Raw genomic sequence first — 23,714 nt, 5'->3', positions numbered from 1 at the left:
GAGTATTGGATGGCTATATTGCATTGGGGAATGGTTGGTGGTGGAGATGGTGCGTTTATTGGCGATGTTCATCGTATGGCCGCTCGTCTGGATGGAGGCTACCAGCTTGTCGCTGGTTGCTTCTCTTCTAACTTTGAAAGAACAAAAGCATCCGCTAAATTACTAGGTGTGGAGACAGACCGCGCCTACTCTGACTTTAATGCCATGGCTGAGGTGGAAAGCCAACGAGAAGATGGCATTCAGGTGGTGAGTATTGTCACACCTAACTTTTTGCATTACGACAATGTTAAGGCTTTTTTAGATCGTGGGATTGCTGTTATTTGTGAAAAACCTCTCACTGTTTCATTGCTGCAAGCTCAAGAATTACAGGCTTTGGCAAAGGAGCGAAACACTTTTCTTGCTGTTACCTATAACTATGTTGAAAATCCTATGGTTAAAGTTGCACGAGAATTGGTCAAAAATGGAGAGTTAGGTGAGTTGTTAATGGTAGATGCCTATTATCTACAAGATTGGCTGGCCGCAGATATTGAAAATTCTGATCAAAAACAAGCCGCTTGGCGTACTGACCCTGCTAAGGCTGGACGTGCGGGATGTTTAGGTGACATAGCCATACATGCTTATAATTTGGTTAGTTATTTGATTGGTTATTCTGCATCGTCGGTAAATGCACGCTTGGCTACTTTTGTCGCTGGGAGAAGAGTTGATGACCATGCGGATATTCAATTAGGTTACAGTGACAATATACTGCAAGGTCGGATATTGGCTTCACAAGTAATGACGGGACATGAAAATGATCTTGGTTTTCGTTTAACCGGTCGTGAAGCAACGATTGAGTGGCGCCAAGAGGATCCTAATGTGCTGTGGTTTAAGCCAATGGGAGCACCGGCTCAACGATTGACTAGAAATGGCGCGGGTTACCCTGAGCGTTTAAACGCTTTGTGTCGTATTCCAGCAGGCCATCCAGAAGGTTACTTAGAAGCTTTTGCAAATGTATATAAGCATATACGGTTAGCATTATCGGAAAAGGACTTTTTGTATTACCCAAATGTCGATCAGGCGGTTAAGGATATGGGTTTTGTTGAAGCGTGTTTACAGTCCCATGACCAAGGTAATTGGTGTGAAGTTGAGTGCATCATTCAGGAATAACTGCAAAGCAGTAGCCTGTTTACTAGCCCGTTACAAAGTAACTAATTTTGTAACGGGCTAGTAGTGACTATCATGTTATTTTTCTTATGTTGCATTCTATTTCAAGCGAATAAAAGACATGCTCATTGCGCCAAATAGCCAATGTGAAACCAATCTCTTGATAAAACATCGGTTATTTCCTTTCTCTCTACTGTTTGTGAAGTCCAAAATGTCCAGCGTGTTAGTAACCATTGCTCTGGATCTAGACTGCTGATATAGGCTACTAAACTGTTTTCAATGGGAGATAAGGTATCAGTGTCTAACGCCCTTTCCTGTTCAATAATATCGGCAATATTTGAATCTCTAGAGATGTGAATGACTTCTTTTTTAAGGTATTTCGCACTTGTTAGACTTGTTTTATTTGAATAAGTAATTGGGATTCCATAACTTATTCTAGGCCTTCCAAAATCTTTCTCTAGCTGCTGATACCCTGGATTTGCTAGAAAAGAGATCATGCCTTCATTACTTTCCCAAAGATAAAAAGGTGCGTACTGATTTTCTTTAGGAGCGCCGAGTTCGTTATCGTCTTTAATTGAGTACAAGTAACCTTTAAAGATAAGTTGAGGAAAACCGTTTAATTTATGGCCGCTTTCTGTAATCCGATTACGGATGATTTGCATGTCGTAATTGGCCGGTAAAGTGAAACTGTATTGCATTACAATCATTGTTACTCTCCTTTCAAGGTAAGGTCGCCATTGCGCCGTTGCTAAATGACCATTCTTCAGTTTGATTTGTTGAAATAATGACCATGAGGTCTGCTTGATTAAGACCGACAGAAACTTGTAGTTTTGCTAATAGCGTTCGATAAAAAGCTTCTTTGGTTTTTGTGTCTCTAGGCTTTCCAGCTGTAATTTCAAATAATAACCAGTTTTTACTTCGAGCTTGGTTTACCTGACAAGCATAATCTTTGTCATAAACACGTTGTTTATCTGTGAGGCGGTTGATGATCTGGAAGCAGTCTTTTTGAGGTACTAAAAACGATTCAGTTAATGCCTCGTGAAGTGATTGAGAGACTTTTTTCACATAGCCATCAGGCTTGTCTGCTGAAATATAAATGTGTGTGAATGGCATTACTTCACCTCTTCTGTCTGTTTCTGTTGTTCTGTTGCGAGATGTTTTTTTAAGCTTGCAAGTCCTGTCGCTGCACAAGGCCAGCCTGCATAAAAGGCTAAATGTGTCATGGCTTCTGCAAGCTCTTCTACACTCAAACCATTCTCAATGGCTTTTTTCAGATGAAACGTTTGCTGTTCTGTTCGGTACAAAGCGGTTAATGCAGCAACCGTAATTAAGCTTCGCTCTCTTGAGCTGAGCTGTGGTCTTTGCCAGACTTGATCGAATAAAATCTCGTCTGTTACTAAGGCAAAGAACGGTGCTATATCTCCAAATGCTTTTTCTGCCTCTGTGGGTTTCATTATTTCTTTATCGAGATTCGATGATGATGTGTTCATGAATTCCCCCTCTAATTAATGCGCTAATGAGTTGATGTGTTGACGTTGGATAATGAGACTAAAGTTTTTCTTATGTTTAAAAAATCAAAATATATGGTAATAATAGTCCTGAAAATCAGGATCAATGTATTAGGAACTTGTCATGCGTAAACCGACGCTAGATTTGGAAGCACTTCGCAGTTTTGTATTAGGTGTTGAGTTGGGTAACTTTGCCGAAGCGGCTGAGCGCTTAAATCGTTCAACTTCTGCAGTTAGCGCTCACTTAAAGAAACTAGAAGCACAGCTTGAGCAACCCATCGTCAAACGATCTGGACGAAGTTTAGTACTGCTTCCGGCTGGCGAAGAGCTGCTTTCCTACGCTAAACGTTTGCTAGCTGTGAACGATGATGCGGTGATGGCATTACGACAACCTAAAGTATCCGGTATTGTTCGAATAGGACTACAAGAAGACTTTGGAGAAAGGTTTTTGACCGATATGCTGGCGCAGTTTAATCGGACGAATCCTGATGTTGTATTGGATGTGCAAGTTTCACGTAATAGAAATTTGATTGAAAGGTTTCAACAAGGAAAGTTGGATCTCGTTTTACTCTGGAATAATACGGAAAGCGTTATTAAGAATACTGAGGTAATTGGTCAATTTCCAATGCAATGGATTGGTGTTCCAGAGGCTCTTGCTGATCCACAAATGCCATTGTCGTTAGTATTATTTGAGAGCCCGTGTTTACTGCGCGAGAGCGCGATAAAAGCGTTAGATGCAAAAGAAATTCCTTGGCGGGTGGCTATGTCTAGTCATAGTTTATCGGGTGTGTGGTCTGCAACAGAAGCGGGTTTAGGCATTACGGTTCGTACTCCAGCCGGTCGTCCTGACTCATTGGTCGTTCTAGAAAAAGAATGGTTACCAAGGTTGCCAGATCTTATGCTTTGTCTTATGCAAGCAGACGGATTGAATACAGCAGCTCAGAGTTTGAAAGAAACCGTACTTACTGAACTTAAACAGACTTTTCCTCGCTGGGTTTATTAATGTGAGCCTGCTTCTAACCTTCCACTGGCTCGCTATTTTTTAATCCGCTGTTGAGTCGATTGACGATGCGTTCTTGGGCGCGTTTCAAAAAGTCGCTTTGCAGCGGTTGCGCAAAAGACCGTGCAATGGCAACGGTCCCCACTAACGAGACGACTGTCTCTTCTGCAAGTGCTTCAGCTTCTTGGCTACCACGTTTTTTTAGAATCCCTGCAAGACGGTCAACCAGACTATCAAAACAAGCTTGGTAGGCTTGGCGAACTTTTTCTTCTTTGTGTGCGGCATCAGTAACGAGAAACTCCAATGGCGATGGATGTTCTTTGTCGCTGCGACTCCAGCTTAGATAACGAGTAACCAATGCTTTTAGATGCGTTTCATTGTTTTCGGTTTGCTTGTCATTTCTCGCCCAAAAACCATTAGACGTAGCGAACTGCATGGCGGCTTCGTACAGGCTGCTCTTACCGGAAAAATGCGCATAAAACGCTCCGTGTGTCATATTGGCTTTTTTCATGATTTGAGTAAGCGTGACGCGATCAAAGCCGTTCGAGCAAAATAGTTTTGCTGCGGCTTGTAATATCCGTTGTCTAGTTTGTTCTTTGTGTCTTGGTGTGTAAGACATAGTTAAAACCTCCTAGGTGAGCTCCTGTATATCCCATTGAGACTCCCAGTATAAATCGGAATCTAAATATTATCTTGATCATATATAGACTCACTTTAGCATGGTCGCTTTCTTTCTGCTGAAACTTAAGAGGGTTATCTCATGTCGCTTAAAGAACGTATTGTTATTACAGGTATGGGCTTGGTTTCACCACTTGGCTTAGGTGTGGCTTCTGTCTGGGATCGATTGGTTCGTGGTGAATCTGGCATTCGCTTACTTAACAAAAGAAAACCGCTAACGACCTTGTCGGAAGGGCTAAACACTCATATTGCCGGACAAGTTCCAAGTCATACGGAACAAGCTAATGGTTTGAATGAATCGGACTATCTGTCACCTAAAGAGCGTAAACGTGTCGATCTGTTTACATTATTTGCTCTGGCTGCGGCTGAAGAAGCATTAACCCAAGCCAATTGGCGACCAACGACTGCTGAAGATCAAGAAGCTACCGCAACCATCATTGCAACAGGTATTGGCGGCTTACCGACCATTACTCATGCACAATCTGTTTTAACGGAGCAAGGTGCGCGACGCTTGTCGCCTTTTACGGTTCCTGCCTTTCTTGCCAATCTAGCGGCAGGTAACGTTTCGATTAAATATGGATTTAAAGGACCGATTGGCACTCCGGTGACAGCTTGTGCGGCGGGCGTACAAGCTATTGGCGATGCAATGCGTCTATTGCGTACGGGAGAAGCAAAAGTGGCGTTGGCAGGAGGTACAGAAGCCTGCATCGATCCATTGTCTCTTGCTGGCTTTGGTGCCTTGAAGGCGCTTTCTACGCGAAATGATGCTCCAGCTAAAGCTTCTCGTCCTTTTGATAAAGATCGTGAAGGCTTTGTTATGGGCGAAGGTGCTGGCTTAGTAGTGCTAGAAACTCTTGAGCATGCCTTGGCTCGAGGCGCGACACCATTGGCTGAGATCGTTGGTTATGGCACTAGTGCTGATGCTTACCATCTAACGTCTGGTCCAGAAAATGGCGAAGGTGCTGCTCGTGCTATGCAAACGGCTCTGACCATGGCGGGCATTTCAGCTGATCAAATTGGCTATGTAAATGCGCATGCGACATCGACACCGGTTGGTGATCGAGGTGAGATTAACGCCTTGCGTCGTGTGTTTGGTGAAAAAGTCACAGAGGTGGCGATCTCTTCAACTAAGTCCGCGACAGGTCATTTGTTGGGAGCTGCGGGTGGCGTAGAAACTATTTTCAGTGCGCAGGCGTTAATCACTGGTATTTTGCCTCCGACGTTAAACCTTGAGAATCCAGAAGACAGCATGGCCGACTTGGATCTTATCCCATTGGTTTCACGTGAAAAAAGTGTCGAGTACGTGTTGTGTAATGGCTTTGGTTTTGGTGGTGTAAACGCGGCTTTGATATTGAAGCGATATTGATTTGTGAAAAGATCACCGTCCATAAAAACAACAAAGCCAGTGTATTTAGCACTGGCTTTGTTCCTTTCTAATGATAATGAGCAACCGTTACGAATTAGATGAAAGTTATGAGTCCATTAATTGGCTAGGCAACCAAGTTACCAATTCTGGGAACATCATTACGATGATCAAGACGAAAAGTTTTAACAGCACAAATGGTAGGATAGATTTGTAAATATCCAACATGGTAATACCCGGAGGCGCGATGCCTTTTAGGTAGAATAAGGCAAAACCATAAGGCGGCGTTTGTACCGCGATCTCAATGTTAAGAATCATCAAGATACCAAACCAAATTGGATCATAACCCAGCGACACGGCAATCGGTGTGAAGATAGGCGCACACATTAGGACGATGATAAATTCATCGATAATGAAGCCCAGCAGCAGCATGATCAATTGGAATAACATGATGACGACAATCGGTGGTAAACCCAAGTCTTGGGTGAAACCCGCGACCATGTTTTGCACGCCCATCAGCAAATGGAAGTTACTGAACACCGACGCACCAACAATAATCCACATTGCCACACTGACTAGCAACGCGGCTTGCATCCCCGCTTTTTGTACCATGCGCGGTTTGAAGCGTTTAAAGAAAATCGCTAGGACAATGGCACCAACTACACCGATAGCACCAGATTCAGTTGGTGTCGCGATCCCCATGATGATACTGCCAAGCACGGCAACAATCAGCAGCAGAGACAACAAGCCATCGCGAGCGGTTAGGAACTTTTCTTTTGGCGTTGGCTGTACTTCTGGCACCACATCCATCGGCGCGCGCTTTGGGTTTAACTTACACGAAATCACTACGTAAGCGATCAGCAAGACGATAGTGATAAGCGCTGGAATCAAGGCACCGATAAACATGCGCCCTACTGAGTTCTGCGTAGACGATGCAAACATGATCATCGGGATGCTAGGTGGAATCAAAATACCTAAGCCGCCACCCGCCATAATAACGCCCAATGCGAGACGTTTATCATAGCCACGTTCCAGCATCGGACGCAGTGCGATACTGCCTGACGTCATGATGCCTGCGCCAATGATACCCACCATGGCACCAATCATCGAACATACCACGATAACGCTTATGGCCAACGATCCACGTACTCGACCAATTAACATTTGACTGGCGTTAAACATGGCATCGCCAATGCCAGATCGAGTGAGCAATTGACCCATGTAAATATACAAAGGTATGGCAAGTAGGATAAAACTAAAATGTGTGGATTCTAGCGTGGTAGGAATAACGTTAAATAACGCATCGCCCCAGGTCATATAACCTATGCCCATCGCGATACCGCCAAGCGCTAAACCAACCGGTGCGCCTAAGGCAAACGATGCTATGATGCAGGCGAATAAAATAGCCGTTAATAATTCGATACTAATCATTGTGCGGCTTCCTCTTGTTCTGCCGGTGCTTCTGGTAATAAGGGTTTACCAGTAATGGCTTGGTGTAATGAATCAATCCAATCGCTGGAAAGTTGCAGAATAAGTAGCACACTAGCGATTGCCATCATTAGCCAATAATGATGCATGTGAGGAGCCCATTCACTTTGACGACGGTAGTTAAACTCGAGTGCTTCTTCAAACTTACCTATGCTCATTTTGCAGACGATAACCATAAAGAACATGGCGAGTGCGAATGAAAATAGGTTAAATATGCTTTTCGTTCGAGCTGAGACTTTGTTGTAAAGGATATCGACATTGATGTGGGCACGTTGCTGTTGGGCATAAGCGCCGCCTAATGCCGCAATATAACCAAAGATAAATAACGAAGTGTCGTAGGCCCAAATGGTTGGGCTATCTAAGATGTAACGAGAGAAAACCTCGAAAGCAACGACAAATGCTAATACTGGCATAAGATAGGAAACGGAATTCCCAATGAAAGCCACCAACGCGTGGACTCCAAGACAATAGCGCCTAATCGCAGTCATTATCATTGTTTTGTACCTGTAAGGATGGATCGAAAAAGTAAAACGGCCTTCTTGGTGAAGGCCGTTTTAGTTATTACTGAGTAGATTATTTCTGCTCTTTACGAAGAACGTCAATCAACTCTTTGCTGTATTTGTCTGCAGCTGCGTACTCATCCCAAAGTTTAGAACCTGCATCTTTCCATGCTGCTTTATCTGCTGCACTTGGCTCAGGGCTCCACTGAAGGCCTTTCGCTTCCATGTCAGCAATTGCTTCAGATTCCCAAAGTCTAGACTTTGTCATTTGCTCTTGAGCGTGAACGGTTGTCGCCGCTTTAACAATGGCTTTTAGATCTGCTGGAAGTTTGTTCCAAGCACTTTGGTTAACGATAATAGGTAACACTTGTGCACCAGCTAGAGGAAGTGGGTACATGTATTTCGCTACTTCAACGTGGTTACCATCGCGGTGGTCGATCATGTTAGAACCGATAGAACCGTCGATTACGCCAGTTGAAAGACTTGTGTAGATCTCAGACCAAGCAAGAGAAACAGGAGAAGCGCCTAGGTTACGTAGGAACTTACCGTATGCGCCTGGCGCTCGGATTTTCAAGCCTTGGAAGTCTTCAATAGAATTGATTGGTTTCTTAGTGATAACGTAAACCGCTGGCTGAATGTAAGGGTCAAGCCAAACTAGACCTTGGTCGCCGTACGCTTTTTTAAGAATTGGCGCCCAGCCTTTTTCTTGGAACAAGGTAGTTAGCTCACCAACATCACTTGTGCCACCAGGTAGGCCAATCTCAACCAAACCAGCTGGAAGTTCGCCTGCGTTCAAAGATTGGAACGTCGCGCCCATAGTAATTAGGCCTGTTTTTACTGCACCAAAAATACCAGAAGAACCAACACCTTCACCGTCATAAAGAACTTGTACCTTGATGCGGCCGTCGGACATAGTCTCAATGTTTTTTGCTAAATCTTCATACACAGCACCGAAGGCAGAACCACGGCTGTATAGGTTAGCGAAGCGCCAGTTATAGTCTGCAGCGTTAGCAGAAGAAGCGACAGCGCCTAATCCAAGGGCCACCGCTAGAGAACTTACAACCAATCGTTTTTTTACTTTTAGTATCGCCTTAATCATTGAGCTACCTCGAGAGCAAAAGTGCATAAAAAAGTCACGCCTTTGTGGTTGTGACACCTTGTACTCGATACTTTCAAAAAGCCTAAGAGCAATAAAGCTCACAAAATCTATCTAAAGTTTTGTGAGCATCAAACAATCCAAAAAGCCAAAATTTGTTATAAATCATATAACTAACTGAAATTCAGTGCACAATAAAGAGGCTCAATGACCTAAATCGGTGCAAAAAATAGATTAGTTGAATGCACCAATAGTGTGAATATTATTGATCTATGATGTTGAAAACGTGCATTTTTTTTGCTTTTTTAAATATGCAGTCGAGTCTTTTGCTTGTAATTTATTACCGCCCCAAATTGGGGCTTCGTGATTTTTAGTGGAAGCCCTTTTCAAGGATTTTGACTGTTAAGCCACGTCAAAACCTTGGATTTGATCGGCTAATTCTTTGGTTTGGTGGTGAACATTTTTATTTGCCATCTGAATAGATTGAGTGGCACTGTGGTTGTCTTTAATGTCATGGGCGATGATGTCCATGTCTTGTGCCATTTGTGCTGTCGTCAATGCGACCTCTTTAATGGCTTGGGTAATTTCTTGCGTATTGTTCATTGCCTCTAGGGTATTTTGCTCGACTTGATGAATCGTCAAGACAGCGTTTTCGCCTTGCTCTTTACTGCGGCCAACTTTACTTAGGCTCAACGTCATGGCATCAATGACAGCTTGAGTTTCCTTCTGAATGTTTTCGACTTTTTCGGTGATGCTGCCCGAAGCTTTGACTGTTTGCTCAGACAGTGTTTTGACCTCATCGGCCACCACGGCAAAACCTCGCCCTGCTTCCCCAGCGCGAGCCGCTTCTATTGCTGCATTAAGTGCTAATAAGCTCGTTTGCTCTGCCACACCGACGATGAGCTCGATAACCACGTCAATCTCTTTAGACAGCGTACCAAGACGAGCGACTCGTTCATTGGTGTCTTGAATAGTTTCCGCCACGTCGCTGATGCTGGTCATGGCATCACGCATCGCACTCACGCCACTGGTTGCGGATTGATAAGCCAGTTTTGCTGCGCTTTGAACGTTTTGTGTCATGGATTGCACCGTATCTGCGGTGGCGGATATTTCTTCTGTAGAGGCGGCCAGAGTGTTACTTCGATCACGAATACGCTCGCTGCCGCTGACAATGATTTGAATACCACTGTCCAACTCATCGGCTGTGAGCACCAGCTTTTCGTTGCTGTTTATTAAATGACTGATTAACAAGCGTAAACTGTCAGACATTTGGTTTGAGGCAATAAAAAGCTGCTGGAACTCATCTGGATTGCTTGAATTGAGAGTTTGCTTACGTGAGTGCAGTTTGCCTTGCGCTACTTCTTTTAATATCGCTAAAACGGCTTTTAGATTGCGATTTAAAGAGCGAATCACCGTCGACAAAATAAGACCGATCACAAGTGCAAGTAAGACACAAGCAATGACCAAAGAACTGCGCGCTTGCTTGGCGGTTTCTGATGAGCGTATTTGCGCCTGAGCTAGTAAGGTGTTTTGCAGGTAATTAGCACTCTCATCCATGGCGTGGGTATATTGATTACTTAATGATGCGAGTTCGCTTTGCTGTTCTTTTAAGGTAATAGACAGGGTAATAACGGGCACCAATGCGTCCTCATAGGTTTGGATCATTGGGCCAAATACATCGCCAAACCCTATGTTATCGACATTATTTCTCAGTGCCTGAATAGCAGCCTGTAAATCGGCTTGATGTTCTGCATCGCTGTAAGCAAGAAAGTCTTTTTCTCTCGCTCTCACTTCTTTAAAGCTAGAGGCAAAGCTTGCTAATGATTTGAGTTGTTCAGCTAAGGCTTGTGCGGATTGGTTTAAACGCCCCAGCGCGCCAGTTTCGCCGCTTAACCCGAGGGTGGTTAAATTTTGCAGGTGACTTTCAAGTGCCGATAAATAATTAGGCTGTAAGGCTTGGCTATTCTCTAATAACGTCTTGCCTTCGGCATCGAGTAAATCTGCTCTGATGCTAAATCCAGCGGCGGTCTCGTTTTTTATTCTTACTAATGTTTGGCTGATAGCATCAACATTATCAGGTGAAAGCGTTGCCATTTCTCGTTCAAATTTTAGTAAAGCAATTTCAACGTCTTTGACTTCACTGGTTAGCCTGCTCAGCTCGGTGGCATCGTCGGACGCATTCGACATTTGCGACAAGTTATAAATGGAATAAGCGCCAAACCCCGCGTACCCAATACAAACCAAAACAACAATAGCAATTAGCTTTTGACGAACGGATAACGCGATGGACATATCAACCTCCTTTAGACCCTTTCTGAAAAGAAGGGAAGCAATCAAAATGACAAAAAAGGCCTGTTTATCAAGCAAGACAAACAGGCCAAAATAATGTGCTGGAAGAATGAAATGAAAGGCCAGAATTCGACGCTTTATTTCAGGGTTTAATCAAGCGGATACGAATCATCCTGAATGCATAAAACGTCATCATGAAGACATTTTGCTGCGGTAACCGACCTCTCTTACCTTAAAGAAGCAGAAAGGGGGATGAAAGTCGCATAAATCAATGTAAAGTTAGAGAATCAACGAACTAAATTGCGACGATCATTTATTATCTGCGGCCTGTGCTCGTCGTATCATAGCCATACCGCACATCGAACTAACTATTGTTTGGTTTGCACAGGCCTAGAATAATAAAATGTATGTCAGTACACATGGGGAGAGGCGATGAGTGTTAAAAATTACTCACTGGGGCAAGTCGGTGATTATGAGATCAAACAGCTAAAAGTCTTTAAAACCGTAGTCGATTGCGGAGGTTTTTCTGCTGCGGAAACCTCTCTTAATATTGGTCGATCAACTATCAGCCTGCACATCTCCAATCTAGAAGCGCGCCTGAACCTCGTCTTGTGTAAACGTGGGCGAGGTGGATTTTCTCTCACGGAAGAAGGCGTCATCATCTATAAAATGACCGAGAATCTACTCGAATCATTAGATGCCTTTCGAACCACGGTAAACAACCTAAATGCCAGCTTAACCGGCAAACTGCGTCTTGCCCTTTCCGATAAAGTGAGTCTTGATCCTCGTAGCCATTTCCCAGAAATGATCCAGCGATTTTCGACTGAAGCCCCAGAAGTATTGATCACCACGAACGTGTCTTCTATGTCTAACATTGAGCGCATGATTTTGAATGATGAAGCCGATATAGGTTTTATTCCCTATCATCGCAAACTGGACGGTTTAAGTTACGTACATTTATACAGCGACGATTGTTACCTGTATTGCGGGAAGGATCATCCATTAGCCACTATGTCCGTTGAAGACCAAGACGAAAAAGTGGACAAATATCCTGCTACTCACGCTGGATTAAAACCACATGAAGCGGTCAGCGAACAGATTTCCCAGATGAACCTCACGGCGATCTCGTATTTCTATGACAGCCGCTTAGCCTTGATCCTATCAGGTCGATACATAGGCTTCTTGCCTGAACGCTATGCTGAGTCATATGTTGAGTCCGGACAAATCGTTGCCGTAGCGCCAGAAAACCGTTCTTACACCTTAGGTGTTGCCGTGATTTGCAAGAAAACCACCCAACCTAATAAACCCCGCGAATTATTCCTGAAAGTGTTACATCAGACGGTAGAAGAGCTAATTTCTGCACCTTATTGATGTTTTTTAATAAGACTGTACCTGGTTTTAATTAAGGCCAAGGCAGTGACTGGTGAGGACCTGTTTTTATGGGAGCATCATTCTGTCCGTTACTTTCTTCTCTTAACCAATCGACAAAGGCTTCAATTCGAGCTCTTCTCGGCGAGTTTTTCGCGAAGTTGACGTAAAAGTTAATCTTATTACTTAGAATATGAGGAAAAGCTTGTACTAGTGTTCCTTTCTCTAGTTCTTCTTGCACCATAAATCTTGGGCATAAGAATACACCGTGACCCGCTTTTACCGCGCTTATTCCCATGTACCAAGAGTTCACTTCTGCCCAGAGTAATTTTTTACTGCGCAGTGGCGAGATCTGTTGCTCTGCAAACCATGCTTCCCAACGATAAATAGGTGTATCGACTTGTATAAGCCAGCATTTGAGTAAATCTGTCGGATGTTCAAATGAGATGCTTTTCGCTAATTCTGGTGCGCAAATTGGAATGATATCGGAAGATAAAAGCAGGCTCTGAGAAATATTATCTTGATGATTAATAAGGTTATCAATACTAATATCGATTTTGCCCGAGTGGATGTCTTCGCGCTCATCAGAAGAGAACAGTTTGACGTTGATATTTTGGTGTAAGTGGGAAAAGCGCCATAACTTTGGCATCAACCATAAGGACACAAAGCTTTGTAGTCCTGAAACGAGCAATGTTCCTTCAAGCGGTTCGAGTTTAACGCTTTCTAAGCCTTTTCCTATATGTTCAAACGCTTGATCTAGATGTTCTGCTAGAACTTGTCCTTGGCTGGTGAGGCGCATGTCGCGACCAGAGCGGTAGAACAGCACTACACCAAGATAATTTTCTAATAAACGAATTTGCTGGCTCACAGCCGCTTGTGATACATGCAGTTGCTTTGCGGCTTTGGTGTAGCTCAATGTCTGGCTTGCCACCGAAAAATAATGTGCTGCTTTGAGGTGAGTAACGCGATTGCTCATAGGCTAGTATCCAAAATAAAACCCATAAGATTTTCTAATCTTATTTGTAAGAATATAGCATTCGTTTTTACCTCTTTTTAGCGACACAATAAAGCTCTTATCAGCAGGAGGTGTGAGTATGTGGACGTTATTGTTGTGGTTGAATCAGAAAATAGTAGCAAGCTATGAGTTGCTAAAGAGTAAGTATCAAGCACAAAAAGCCAGACGTGTCATGAGAAGGCAAATGGCTATGACTCGACATCTACCGGCTTATCTGCGCCGCGATATGGGGCTTCCACCCTACACGGAACGTGAAGACACACGATCCAAAGATTCTCAGTAATTTCTCAAATTATCTAATGAATACTGTTGTTTTCAACTTCAGCATTCAGCGCTGCAAATAAAAAAATCCGCATAAAAAAAGCCACCGTGTTACCACAGTGGCTTGGAGCAAGAATCATTCTTGCAAGCGGAAGTGTTACTTATCAAAAAGAAAGCTGTTCAAATACAGCGACTCAAATAAAGCAGCTTATACAAGCTCTTTAAAGCAGCATTTGAAGATTTCCATGCCTTCGTCAATGATCTCCATTTCGATGGTCAAAGCGGGTAAGAAACGAATAACGTTGCCGCGAATACCACAAGACAAAAGCACTAAACCATTTTCAGACGCTTTTGCAGACAGTTTTTTCGCAAGCTCTGGATAAGGCTTATTCACATCGCCGTCATGTACGAATTCCACTGCGATCATCGCGCCTGAGTTACGTACGTCACCGATAATGTTTGGAAAGTCAGCTTGAAGCGCTTTTAGATGCTCAACAAAACGTTTGCCGATTAGCGTCGCACGTTCGCATAGCTTCTCTTCTTCGATAACATCAAAAACGGCTAGTCCAGTCGCACAACCAATAGGAGAGCCACCGTAAGTGCCACCCAAACCACCAGGAATTGGCGCATCCATGATGTCTGCTTTACCGACAACAGCGGCTAAAGGTATACCGCCTGCAATGCCTTTTGCAGTGGTCATAAGATCGGCTTCTATACCAGCTTGTTCGTGGCAAAACATAGTACCTGTACGAGCAAAGCCAGACTGAATTTCATCAAGGATTAACAGCATACCGTGATCGTCACATAGCTTACGAAGTTTTTGTAGGAAGCTTGATGATGCTTGGTAGAAACCACCCTCGCCTTGAACTGGCTCGATGATGATAGCAGCAACGCGAGATGGCTCGATGTCGCAAGTAAAGCGTAATTGTAGATCCGCTAGCGCCTCTTCTTCAGTGATACCTAGGTAATCATTTGGGTAAGGGATATGGAAAATATCGCTTGGGAAAGGGCCAAAACCGATTTTATATGGATTGACCTTTCCGGTTAATCCCATGGTCATGTTAGTACGGCCATGGTAACCACCGTTAAACGCAATGATGCCAGGACGACTCGTGTGAGCGCGAGCAATCTTCACACAGTTTTCTACGGCTTCAGCGCCAGTGGTAACGAAGATAGATTTTTTCGGCGTATTACCTGGCGCCGCTGCGTTTAGCTTCTCAGCCAACGCCACAGCAGATTCGTATGGGCTGACCATCACACATGTGTGACAGAAGCGCTCTATTTGCGCCAATGTTGCAGCTTTTACTTTTGGATGGTTATGGCCCGTGTTAACGACGGCGATACCTGCACCAAAGTCGATATAGCGCTTGCCTTCCACGTCCCAAATTTCTGCGTTTAGAGCACGGTCAACATACACTGGTGCCATGTTAGCTTGGCCACGAGCGATGGCACTTTCTTTGCGTTTTTGTAGATCAGCGTTTTTCATTTTGTCTTTCACCTTTAGAGCAAGCTCTATGTACATGAAGCGGCGCCAGCACCGCTTGTTAATTTAGATAAGAGAGGTTGAGTAAGGTAGAACCTTACGCCAAGCCGCCCATGCACAAGTATTTGATTTCAACGTATTCGTCGATGCCGTACTGAGAACCTTCACGGCCACTACCAGATTCTTTCACACCGCCGAATGGCGCAACTTCACTGGAAATAATGCCTTCGTTGATGCCCACCATGCCGTATTCCAAAGCTTCAGAAACACGCCAGATACGCGCAATATTTTGGGAATAGAAGTAAGACGCCAAGCCAAATGGGGTATTGTTTGCCATGGCAACGGCTTCGTCTTCGGTTTTAAATTTGAATAGCGGAGCAACTGGGCCAAAGATCTCGTTAGAGAAAATGTCCATGTCTTCGGTAACGCCAGTCAGAATGGTTGGTTCGAAGAACTGTGCGCCAGCAGCCGTGGCTTTTGAGCCACCGATTAGCGCTTTCGCGCCTTTTGCTATAGCGTCGCCAACAAGTTGTTCTACTTTGCTGATCGCCGCTGGATTGATAAGTGGACCAATGTTGACGCCTTCAGCAAAACCATCGCCAGTTTTGAATGTGGCAACACGTTTAGCCAACTTCTCTGCAAACGCATCGTACACGCCTTCTTGCACTAAAATTCGGTTTGCGCAAACACAGGTTTGGCCTGCATTACGGTATTTAGACGCAATCGCGCCTTCTACTGCGGCATCCAGATCAGCGTCATCAAACACGATGAAAGGTGCGTTACCGCCTAGCTCCATCGAAGTACGTTTAACGGTTTGCGCGCACTGAGATAGCAACAATTTGCCGACTGGTGTAGAACCTGTGAAAGACAATTTACGTACGGTTGGATGGCCTGTTAATACGCCACCAATCGCTTTCGCATCTTTACCAACAACCACGTTCAATACGCCTGCTGGAATGCCCGCTTGATGCGCAAGTTCAGCCAGAGCCAACGCACACAAAGGCGTTTCGTCTGAAGGCTTGATCACAATCGCACAACCTGCTGCAAGCGCAGGACCGGCTTTACGAGTGATCATGGCGATTGGAAAATTCCATGGCGTAATTGCCGCCACGACACCAATAGGCTGTTTAATAGTTAATACGCGCTTGTCTTTGGCGAAAGTAGGAATAACATCACCATTCAAACGACGTGCTTCATCTGCAAACCAATCAATAAAAGACGCGCCATAAGCCACTTCGCCTTTTGCCTCAGCAAACGGTTTGCCTTGCTCCAAGGTCATCAAGGTCGCTAAGTCGTCTTGGTTGTCCAGAATGAGTTGGTTCCAACGACGCAATAGTGTCGCGCGTTCTTTCGCCGTGCGACCTTGCCATTCTTTCTGCGCTTTTTCAGCCGCTTCAACAGCTTGTGTTGTCTCTTCTGCGCCTAAATCAGCAACATCGATAATGTGTTCGCCATTCGCTGGGTTTGTAATTGCGAAGGTCTTGCCAGACTTGGCTTCTACCCATTCGCCACCAATGTACGAGCGGCTTTTAAGTAGAGAAGGTTGAGATAGTATCGCTGTCATAAAACACTCCAGACTAGACTGCGGAGAATGGTTAGTAAGTGCGCTTCGAAACGCTGCACTTTTAATACCAATCGATAGTAGGCAATGGCTACAGTTTGAAAAATGAGAAGCTATCAACTCAATGTTTGATGTTATTCAAACATTAGGCTGTTAGCGTTAGTGCGAAGTTTTTTAATAAAAGTTGCAAGTGGAGCAATGAAAGCTTTCTGAATGCCAAATGGATTATTTCGTTGTTAAAAATGAAATTGATAGCGATTCTCTTTTGAAATATGATGCGATATCAAAAAAAGAGCCGTCTTATGCTGTTTCGCCATGTATCTATTTATGTAATTTCTCTTTTATTGTCATTATCTTCTTGGGCCTATCCAAGCATTCAAGATGAAAATGGTACTTTTACGCTTCCCAGCGAGCCTAAGCGCATTGTTGTTTTAGAGTTGTCTTTTGTGGATGCGCTTGTTGCGGTTGGTCTCTCTCCAATTGGCATTGCGGATGATAATGACCCTAATAATTTACTCCCAGAAGTTAAGGCGAAACTGAAACCTTGGACCTCTCTAGGAATGCGATCACAACCAAGTATGGAGAGAATTGCCGAACTACAGCCAGACTTAATTATCGCGGATTTTCAGCGGCACGCGGCGGCTTACGATAATCTATCCCGCATTGCCCCAACTTTGCTGCTAAAAAGCCGTGGTGAAAGCTATTTAGACAGTCTTGCGTCTGCTGAAAAGATTGGAATTATTGTTAATAAAAACGCAGAAATGCAGGCAAGGCTTAGCGAACATAAAGCTATCATGGCTAGCTATCGAAAGGTATTTGAAAAAATGACGTCGGTCGGAAGTGTACAGTTTGCGATTGTTAGTGCTCGGGGCATGTGGTTGCATGGGCCAGACTCATACGCTGGCGGGGTGTTAAATGCTCTGGGATTAGCCAGTTCAATTCCTGATGATGGCAACATGCCATATTTAGCCAATAGCCTAGAATTATTACTCAAGGTGAATCCTGATTGGTTGTTGATCGGCTCATATGGTAATCACACGGTCCTGGATGATTGGCGTACTAACCCATTGTTTCAGTTACTTACCGCAGAGAAGAAAAATCAACTTATCAAAGTCTCGCCCGAGTTATGGTCTTTAAACCGAGGCATTCTTGCTGCAGAAGGGATAGCTAAAGATCTCAACCGGGTTCTGTCCCCCTAAAATCATTATTTATTAATCTATTACCTCCTCAAATGGCGTTTACCCTGATTCTACTCACTTTATATTTTCTTTTGTAAAACACGTTGCACAAGTTGCAACGTGCCATTTCTGTTTGTAAATAATAATGATATGTGTTCTTATTATCGAAAAGTAAATGTATGTAAGTTTACTTGTCCTACGCATTTCATCTCAATATTCAATATTTGTGGAAAACAATAGTGATAATCAAATCTTTCATTTTGACGCCTTTGGCTGTCGCTATTTCTTTGGCTTCTTTTTCTGCCCTCGCTCAAGACGGTAATGTTGGAGATTTATCTGAATCTGTGCCAGATGAAGTTATTCCTTTGGTGGTTCAAGGTTATAAAGGGTATGCGCAGGAATTACCGACATCGGGTAGCAAATCTGATGCTGAATGGTTAGATATTCCACAATCTGTATCCGTTGTAACGGATACAGAAATGAAAGATCGTGGTGCGGTCAGACTGGTTGACGCATTAGATGGTGTTGCGGGTGTTAACAATACGCTGGGTGAAGGCAGCCGAGATCAGTTTGTGATTCGGGGTTTTGATGCAATTCGAGATATTTACCGAGATGGCTTAAGGGACGATGGTAATTTGCAATCGTATCGTAGTTTAGCCAACGTAGAACAGGTAGAAATAGTCAAAGGCCCTGCTGGAGCCTTGTACGGACGAGGCTCCGCAGGCGGTATTATTAACCTAGTTACAAAACGAGCCAATGGCGATGAATTTACGCGTTTATCCACCAGCTATGGCAGTAACGATAAGTTCTCAGGCTCAATCGATACGTCAACTAAATTAACCGACACCATTAATGGCCGCCTTAACGTAGAAGTACGTCGTTCGAACTCTTTTGTCGATTATGTTAATTCAGACGATTATTTTATCGCTCCAACATTTCAATTTAAGCCATCGGATGATCATACGGTCAATTTAGATATCGAAGTCATGCATCAAAACCTTGTGCCTTATCGCGGCATACCATCTAAAGATGGCAAGCCAGTGGATGTCTCTCGTCACACATTTTTTGGTAGTAAAAACGATTACCAAGAATCTGACAGCGTTAGAGTAGCGATAGACGATGAGCTTAAGTTTGGTCCTGATATTACATGGAACAATCGAGTTGCCTTTACAAGAGTGACTTTGGAGCAACAAGGCACTCGACAAACCACATCAGCAGTAACCAGTGCCAATACAGTGGCTCAAACGGTGAACGATTTTGGCTACGACCCTCGTACCACGGCAACACTTCAGTCCGAGTTGAAATGGGATGTAGGCAATCAGCAATTATTATTTGGTGCAGATTACAATCAAATCGATATTGATTTGAACTTAAGAAATCAAAGTTTGCCCGCAAAAAGCATTGATGACCCTATAGCAGATAACGTTGCTAGCCCAGGCTTTCCCGCCTCTCGAGAGAATACGACTAAAACCATCGGTTTATATGTCCAAGATATTGTTACGCTAGGTGATTGGTCATTCACCGGGAATATTCGTCAAGATCATATGGATTTAGATCAAACGACAGCAGCCGGTGTTAAAAGTAATAATGACGATGATAAGACCAGTTATCGTCTTGGTGCGGTTTATCGTATTACCGACAATATGTCTGCTTATACAACCTTCGCCAAATCATGGCAGTTACCTTATGGCGGTAGCTTTATTAGCCCTACGCTTGCTGAATTCTACTCCACGAAATTAAAAGAAGTGGGGGTTAAAGCTTACTTGCTTGATGACGCTTTAATGCTAAATGCGGCAGTGTTCCAAATTGATCAAGAGCAGCCTCAAACTGACACGAACGGCTTTATTGTCAACAAAAACCAAGAGCGCCATCGAGGGATCGAACTTGAAGCTCGTGGACAATTAACCAAGCAATTAAGCGCAACGGCTAGTTATACCTACCTTGATGCAGAAGATCGCGATACAGGTAAAAAACCAAACGATGTGTCCGATCAGCTTATTTCTCTAGGCACGACTTATCAACTTAACGATACATGGCGTTTTGGCGGCAGCGTGAAATATGTGGGAGACCGTTACGCTGGTAACAACGAAGCCGTAGATCTAGGCGACTACACCACAGTCAACGCCATGGCGTCTTATCAAACCGGCAAACATCGTGTGCAATTTAATGCATACAACATTTTTGATGAAAAGTATTACCTAGGCTCCACAGATGGCACATCCGGTATCAACTCGATTGGCTACGGCTCACCAGCTGAGTTCATGGTCAGTTACAGCTATGAGCTATAAATCAGAAAATTTTGTCATTCCTACCTCCTAAAGGAAAAGTTTTTATATGTTTATCCAAGAATCGTCTGTTTTAAGTAGTACGACATTCCGCTATTCAATTTTGGCCTGTTCTATGATGTTTGGCTTGTCTGCTCAAGCGGCTAGCGACGTGACAGAATTAAAGGCACTTACAGTTAACGCGAGTGTAATTGGTGAATCAAAAGAATCGGACGTAAAAGAATACGCAGGTAGCCGGACTGTTATTTCTGCGGAACAGATGACTAAAACAGCAGCAAAATCCATTGATGATGCTCTACAGCAAGTTCCGGGTGTAAAAGTACAAGATGAAACCGGAACGGGTGTGTTACCGAATGTCTCTGTTCGTGGTTTGAGTGCCAGCCGTAGTGGACAAGCTCAGTTTTTAATGGATGGAGTGCCATTAACACTCGCACCTTACGGTCACACTGGACAGTCCGTTTTCCCTGCAACCTTGTCATCATTAGAGCGTATTGATGTGGTTCGCGGTGGGGCTGCGGTTCAATATGGTCCTAATAACGTCGGCGGTGTGATTAACTTGGTGACTAAGTCAATTCCGAGAGAATGGGAGTCGAAAATTAGCAATAGAATCACTGGATTTGAGCACAGCAGTAATATGCTGAATAACTTGTATTTGCGTACTGGCGGTTGGGTGACGGATGATTTTGCTATACAGATTGAAGCAAATACTCAAAATGGTGAAAGTGCTCGAGATCACTCCGATACCGATATCCAGAATTTCCAAATTAAAACCGATTGGTTAATCAGTGATACCCAGGAACTACAAGCGTTTGTACAGCGTTATGATGCCGATACGCAAATGCCGGGAGCGCTATCACCACAAGCATATAAAGAAGATAGAACGCAGTCTCAGCGAACCAACGATACTTATGAAGCCGATGCCACACGTTGGCATTTAAAGTTCTTACAAGATTTAGACTGGGGCAACGCCGGGCAATTTGAAGTACTGACCTTTGGTCATCGTGATACACGCAATTTTGTATGGGGTTATAACGGAACTTCTGGCGTAGCTTGGTCTGATCCACGGTTTGCTTCTACTGATATCCGTAACTCGCCTCGTGAATTCAACGTGTTTGGGGTGGAGCCCAAATTATCTGTGGCATTTGGTTCACCTGAGTCAGTGACGCAAAACCTTATTGTAGGTATGCGTTATGTGAACGAAGACATCGATTATCAATTACGCCAAACTTCAATTTCTACAGGTGCGGTAACGGTACCTCGTGATTGGCAAATGGATACAGATGCGGTTGCTGCTTATGTGAGTGATGAAGTTGGTTTGATGAATAATCGCTTGAAAGTCACACCAGGTGTCCGTTTTGAATCGGTTCATATGAATTACCAAGACAAAGGTAATAATGAGAAGAGAAGCAATCAGATTAACGAAGCCTTACCTGGATTGACGGTTGCTTATAGTTTGACGGATGACTGGGTGTCTTACGCCAATGCACAAAAATCCTTGCGTGCACCGCAGATTTCATCAATCCGTGGCGATGGAAATAAAGACGGTGAATTGTCCTGGAACTATGAAGTCGGCGCGCGTTATACCCATGGACGAAACGCTTTTAATGTTGCTTTGTATCGAATCGATTATAAAGATCAGCTGGAATGGATTGCTGGCGAACAAACCTTTGAAAATGCGGGTAAAACTCTTCACCAAGGCGTTGAGTTATCCGGTCGCTATGGGCCAGAATCTTTGCCTGACTTGAGTTTAGGTTTGGCTTATACATACCTAGATGCGACTTATGAAGAAGGTGCGAATAAAGGTAATCAGCTGATTGACGCTTCAAAACATCAGCTTTCTTGGGATGCGAGTTATAACTTTGCTGGTTACCAATCTACTGTGTCTGGTTATTACTACAGTGACGCTTTCTCAGATGCGAGTAACACGACTGAGGAAGATGCTAATGGATCGACAGGTAAAATTCCGTCTTATACGGTTTGGAATCTTAACGTCAGCAAAGATCTTTATGAAGCGGGTAAAACTAAGTTGAGTATTGATGTGGCTGTGAATAACGTATTTGATAAGGAATACTACTTCCGCGGCGTTGATACCAGTCCTGTTGGTCGTTACCCTGCCCTAGGCCGTACTTATAGCGTGACAGGTAATCTTACGTTCTAAATGCATCGATCGGCTTAAAATAATTTAAGATATGAGCTATAAAAAAAAGCGCCGTTAACCTCACGTTAGCGGCGCTTTTGCGTATAATAGCCCAATCTTCCACACTTTAGATTGTGAAGTGTTTAGGCCGCGAAGGCTTAGCTCACGAAGGAGTAAGAGATTGGCGCAGAAAAGATCTGTGGTTCGTCAGAGTTTTCCCGATATTATTGCGGCAGATTTGCGTCAGCGTATTTTGTCTGGTGACCTTGCTGAAGGTGAACTCATTCGTCAGGAGTTATTGGCGGAAGAATACGATGTCTCGCGCATGCCAATTCGTGAGGCGTTGAAGCGTCTTGATGCAGAAGGGTTGGTGGTGTTTACCAACAACCGTGGCGCCACCGTGACCAAACATACTTTAGAAGAAATCGCTGAAATCTTTGATGTACGAATGATGCTAGAGGTGGATCTTTTCACTCGTGCTATCCCCTTGATGCAAGGCGAACATTTTGAGCTCTGCGAGAGCATTCTTAAAGAGATGGAATTGTCCTATCAAAGTGGCGATGTCGCGGCTTGGGGGCCTTTAAATGCAAGGTTTCATAGTGCACTTTATGCTGCTTCCGACAGGAAACTCACAAGTAACTTATTAGAGCGTGCAAGCTTACAATCCAATCGCTATGTGAGTATGCACATTGATCAGTTGAATAAGTCAAAAAGCGCCCAGCAAGATCATAGCGATTTACTAATGCTAGCTCGCCAACGAAACGTCAATGCAGCCGCAGACAAGCTCCGCTCTCATATTGAAAATACCAAGTTCCAAGTGCTGGAATGGATCGCCGCAGCGCGGCGGTAGCGTCCCTAACCGCTCTAATGTAGGTAGGCCTTCAGGCCGTAAAACAATCTGATAGCATCAAATTCAAACCCTTGACGCGCTAAAGCACGACCTACAAAAAATCTTATAAAACCAATCACTTGTAGGTCAGCCTTCAGGCCGTAAAACAATCTGATAGCATCAAATTCAAGCCCTTGACGCGCTAAAGCACGACCTTGTATCTCTTCTTGATGAGTGTTTAGCTAGCACTTATCGCATCGGGAAATCGGTGAGCTCGTGCGCGACCTGAGCACAAAGATGCTGTTTTGTAGATTGAGCCCTGATTTCCTAACCTCCATTAAACTGAATGGTATCCTAGCACCCCAGGTAAGGGTGATGCTGCATGTACAAGGGGAGTAGATAGAGATGAAGGCTTTTATTGGCATTGATGTTGGTAAAGAAAAGTTAGATGTTAGTTGGTTACGCGACGTGGTCAAAAATAAGCAGAAAACCAAGGTCTTAAAGAACACAAAACAAGGCTATCAAGAATTAG

20 protein-coding genes are annotated in these 23,714 nt (G+C 43.9%); 9 read left to right on the top strand and 11 right to left on the bottom strand.

Annotation, left to right across the window (positions count from 1 at the left end; all coding sequences use genetic code 11):
• Nucleotides 1-9 precede the first annotated feature (9 nt).
• Nucleotides 10-1,146 (top strand): Gfo/Idh/MocA family protein, encoded by a 1,137-nt coding sequence (locus BUA59_RS08480; RefSeq protein WP_072839291.1) that lies wholly within the window; start codon nt 10-12, stop codon nt 1,144-1,146.
• A 122-nt stretch (nt 1,147-1,268) separates the two neighbouring features.
• Here the strand turns inward: BUA59_RS08480 and BUA59_RS08475 are convergent, their stop codons facing one another.
• From BUA59_RS08475 to BUA59_RS08465, 3 genes are read right to left on the bottom strand one after another with little or no spacing between them, the layout of a single operon-like run.
• On the bottom strand, nt 1,269-1,850 hold the full coding sequence (locus BUA59_RS08475) for a DUF4865 family protein (protein WP_072839290.1): 582 nt from the start codon (nt 1,848-1,850) through the stop codon (nt 1,269-1,271).
• Nucleotides 1,851-1,863: 13 nt separating this feature from the next.
• Nucleotides 1,864-2,256: a tautomerase family protein gene (locus BUA59_RS08470; protein WP_072839289.1), complete on the bottom strand. Its 393-nt coding sequence runs from the start codon at nt 2,254-2,256 to the stop codon at nt 1,864-1,866.
• Nucleotides 2,256-2,633, bottom strand: coding sequence for a carboxymuconolactone decarboxylase family protein (locus tag BUA59_RS08465; RefSeq protein ID WP_084122291.1), 378 nt, complete (start codon nt 2,631-2,633; stop codon nt 2,256-2,258). The genes BUA59_RS08470 and BUA59_RS08465 overlap by 1 nt, the downstream gene beginning before the upstream one ends.
• Before the next feature lie 142 nt (nt 2,634-2,775).
• Here BUA59_RS08465 and BUA59_RS08460 point away from each other — a divergent pair, with 142 nt between their 5' ends.
• On the top strand, nt 2,776-3,654 hold the full coding sequence (locus BUA59_RS08460; protein ID WP_072839288.1) for a LysR substrate-binding domain-containing protein: 879 nt from the start codon (nt 2,776-2,778) through the stop codon (nt 3,652-3,654).
• Nucleotides 3,655-3,667: 13 nt separating this feature from the next.
• On the opposite strand, the gene BUA59_RS08455 is transcribed toward BUA59_RS08460, so the two are convergent.
• Nucleotides 3,668-4,270, bottom strand: a complete 603-nt coding sequence (locus BUA59_RS08455; RefSeq protein ID WP_072839287.1) for a TetR/AcrR family transcriptional regulator — start codon at nt 4,268-4,270, stop codon at nt 3,668-3,670.
• A 141-nt stretch (nt 4,271-4,411) separates the two neighbouring features.
• On the opposite strand from BUA59_RS08455, the gene fabF reads away from it, so the two are divergent.
• Nucleotides 4,412-5,695 carry a beta-ketoacyl-ACP synthase II gene (fabF, locus tag BUA59_RS08450; RefSeq protein ID WP_072839286.1) on the top strand — a complete coding sequence of 428 codons (1,284 nt, stop codon included), beginning with the start codon at nt 4,412-4,414 and terminating at the stop codon, nt 5,693-5,695.
• 105 nt (nt 5,696-5,800) lie between these two features.
• Here the strand turns inward: fabF and BUA59_RS08445 are convergent, their stop codons facing one another.
• From BUA59_RS08445 to BUA59_RS08430, 4 genes are all read right to left on the bottom strand, one after another.
• Entirely contained in the window at nt 5,801-7,123 is a 1,323-nt protein-coding gene (locus tag BUA59_RS08445; RefSeq protein WP_198432078.1) for a TRAP transporter large permease, read from the bottom strand.
• Nucleotides 7,120-7,674 (bottom strand): TRAP transporter small permease subunit, encoded by a 555-nt coding sequence (locus BUA59_RS08440; RefSeq protein WP_072839285.1) that lies wholly within the window; start codon nt 7,672-7,674, stop codon nt 7,120-7,122. Before BUA59_RS08440 ends, BUA59_RS08445 begins: the two co-directional genes overlap by 4 nt.
• A 79-nt stretch (nt 7,675-7,753) precedes the next feature.
• A complete protein-coding gene (locus tag BUA59_RS08435; RefSeq protein WP_175550754.1) occupies nt 7,754-8,779 on the bottom strand; it encodes a TRAP transporter substrate-binding protein in 1,026 nt (341 codons plus the stop codon).
• 399 nt (nt 8,780-9,178) lie between these two features.
• Entirely contained in the window at nt 9,179-11,068 is a 1,890-nt protein-coding gene (locus tag BUA59_RS08430) for a HAMP domain-containing methyl-accepting chemotaxis protein (RefSeq protein ID WP_072839284.1), read from the bottom strand.
• A 429-nt stretch (nt 11,069-11,497) separates the two neighbouring features.
• On the opposite strand from BUA59_RS08430, the gene BUA59_RS08425 reads away from it, so the two are divergent.
• Nucleotides 11,498-12,436, top strand: coding sequence for a LysR family transcriptional regulator (locus tag BUA59_RS08425; RefSeq protein ID WP_072839283.1), 939 nt, complete (start codon nt 11,498-11,500; stop codon nt 12,434-12,436).
• A gap of 31 nt (nt 12,437-12,467) precedes the next feature.
• On the opposite strand, the gene BUA59_RS08420 is transcribed toward BUA59_RS08425, so the two are convergent.
• A complete protein-coding gene (locus BUA59_RS08420; RefSeq protein WP_072839282.1) occupies nt 12,468-13,409 on the bottom strand; it encodes a LysR substrate-binding domain-containing protein in 942 nt (313 codons plus the stop codon).
• A 118-nt stretch (nt 13,410-13,527) separates the two neighbouring features.
• On the opposite strand from BUA59_RS08420, the gene BUA59_RS08415 reads away from it, so the two are divergent.
• A complete protein-coding gene (locus tag BUA59_RS08415) occupies nt 13,528-13,731 on the top strand; it encodes a hypothetical protein (protein WP_072839281.1) in 204 nt (67 codons plus the stop codon).
• Between the two features lie 186 nt (nt 13,732-13,917).
• Here BUA59_RS08415 and gabT read toward each other — a convergent pair whose 3' ends face one another.
• Together gabT and BUA59_RS08405 are read right to left on the bottom strand one after the other, a co-directional pair.
• Nucleotides 13,918-15,195 (bottom strand): 4-aminobutyrate--2-oxoglutarate transaminase, encoded by a 1,278-nt coding sequence (gene gabT, locus BUA59_RS08410; RefSeq protein ID WP_072839473.1) that lies wholly within the window; start codon nt 15,193-15,195, stop codon nt 13,918-13,920.
• 94 nt (nt 15,196-15,289) lie between these two features.
• Entirely contained in the window at nt 15,290-16,756 is a 1,467-nt protein-coding gene (locus tag BUA59_RS08405) for an NAD-dependent succinate-semialdehyde dehydrogenase (RefSeq protein WP_072839280.1), read from the bottom strand.
• 299 nt (nt 16,757-17,055) lie between these two features.
• Here BUA59_RS08405 and BUA59_RS08400 point away from each other — a divergent pair, with 299 nt between their 5' ends.
• The 4 genes from BUA59_RS08400 to BUA59_RS08385 all read left to right on the top strand — a co-directional run bounded on the left by BUA59_RS08400 (nt 17,056) and on the right by BUA59_RS08385 (nt 23,203).
• Complete coding sequence (locus BUA59_RS08400) at nt 17,056-17,952, top strand: Fe(3+) dicitrate ABC transporter substrate-binding protein (protein WP_217653728.1); 897 nt, start codon at nt 17,056-17,058, stop codon at nt 17,950-17,952.
• Nucleotides 17,953-18,170: 218 nt separating this feature from the next.
• A complete protein-coding gene (locus BUA59_RS08395) occupies nt 18,171-20,219 on the top strand; it encodes a TonB-dependent receptor (RefSeq protein ID WP_084122289.1) in 2,049 nt (682 codons plus the stop codon).
• A gap of 46 nt (nt 20,220-20,265) precedes the next feature.
• Nucleotides 20,266-22,374 carry a TonB-dependent receptor family protein gene (locus BUA59_RS08390; protein ID WP_072839278.1) on the top strand — a complete coding sequence of 703 codons (2,109 nt, stop codon included), beginning with the start codon at nt 20,266-20,268 and terminating at the stop codon, nt 22,372-22,374.
• A gap of 160 nt (nt 22,375-22,534) precedes the next feature.
• A complete protein-coding gene (locus BUA59_RS08385) occupies nt 22,535-23,203 on the top strand; it encodes a GntR family transcriptional regulator (RefSeq protein ID WP_072839277.1) in 669 nt (222 codons plus the stop codon).
• Nucleotides 23,204-23,714 lie beyond the last annotated feature (511 nt).

Origin of the sequence: Marinomonas polaris DSM 16579 (assembly GCF_900129155.1) — a bacterium.
GTDB classification, from domain to species: Bacteria; Pseudomonadota; Gammaproteobacteria; order Pseudomonadales; family Marinomonadaceae; genus Marinomonas; species Marinomonas polaris.
This window is presented reverse-complemented; position numbering and strand designations above follow the sequence as displayed.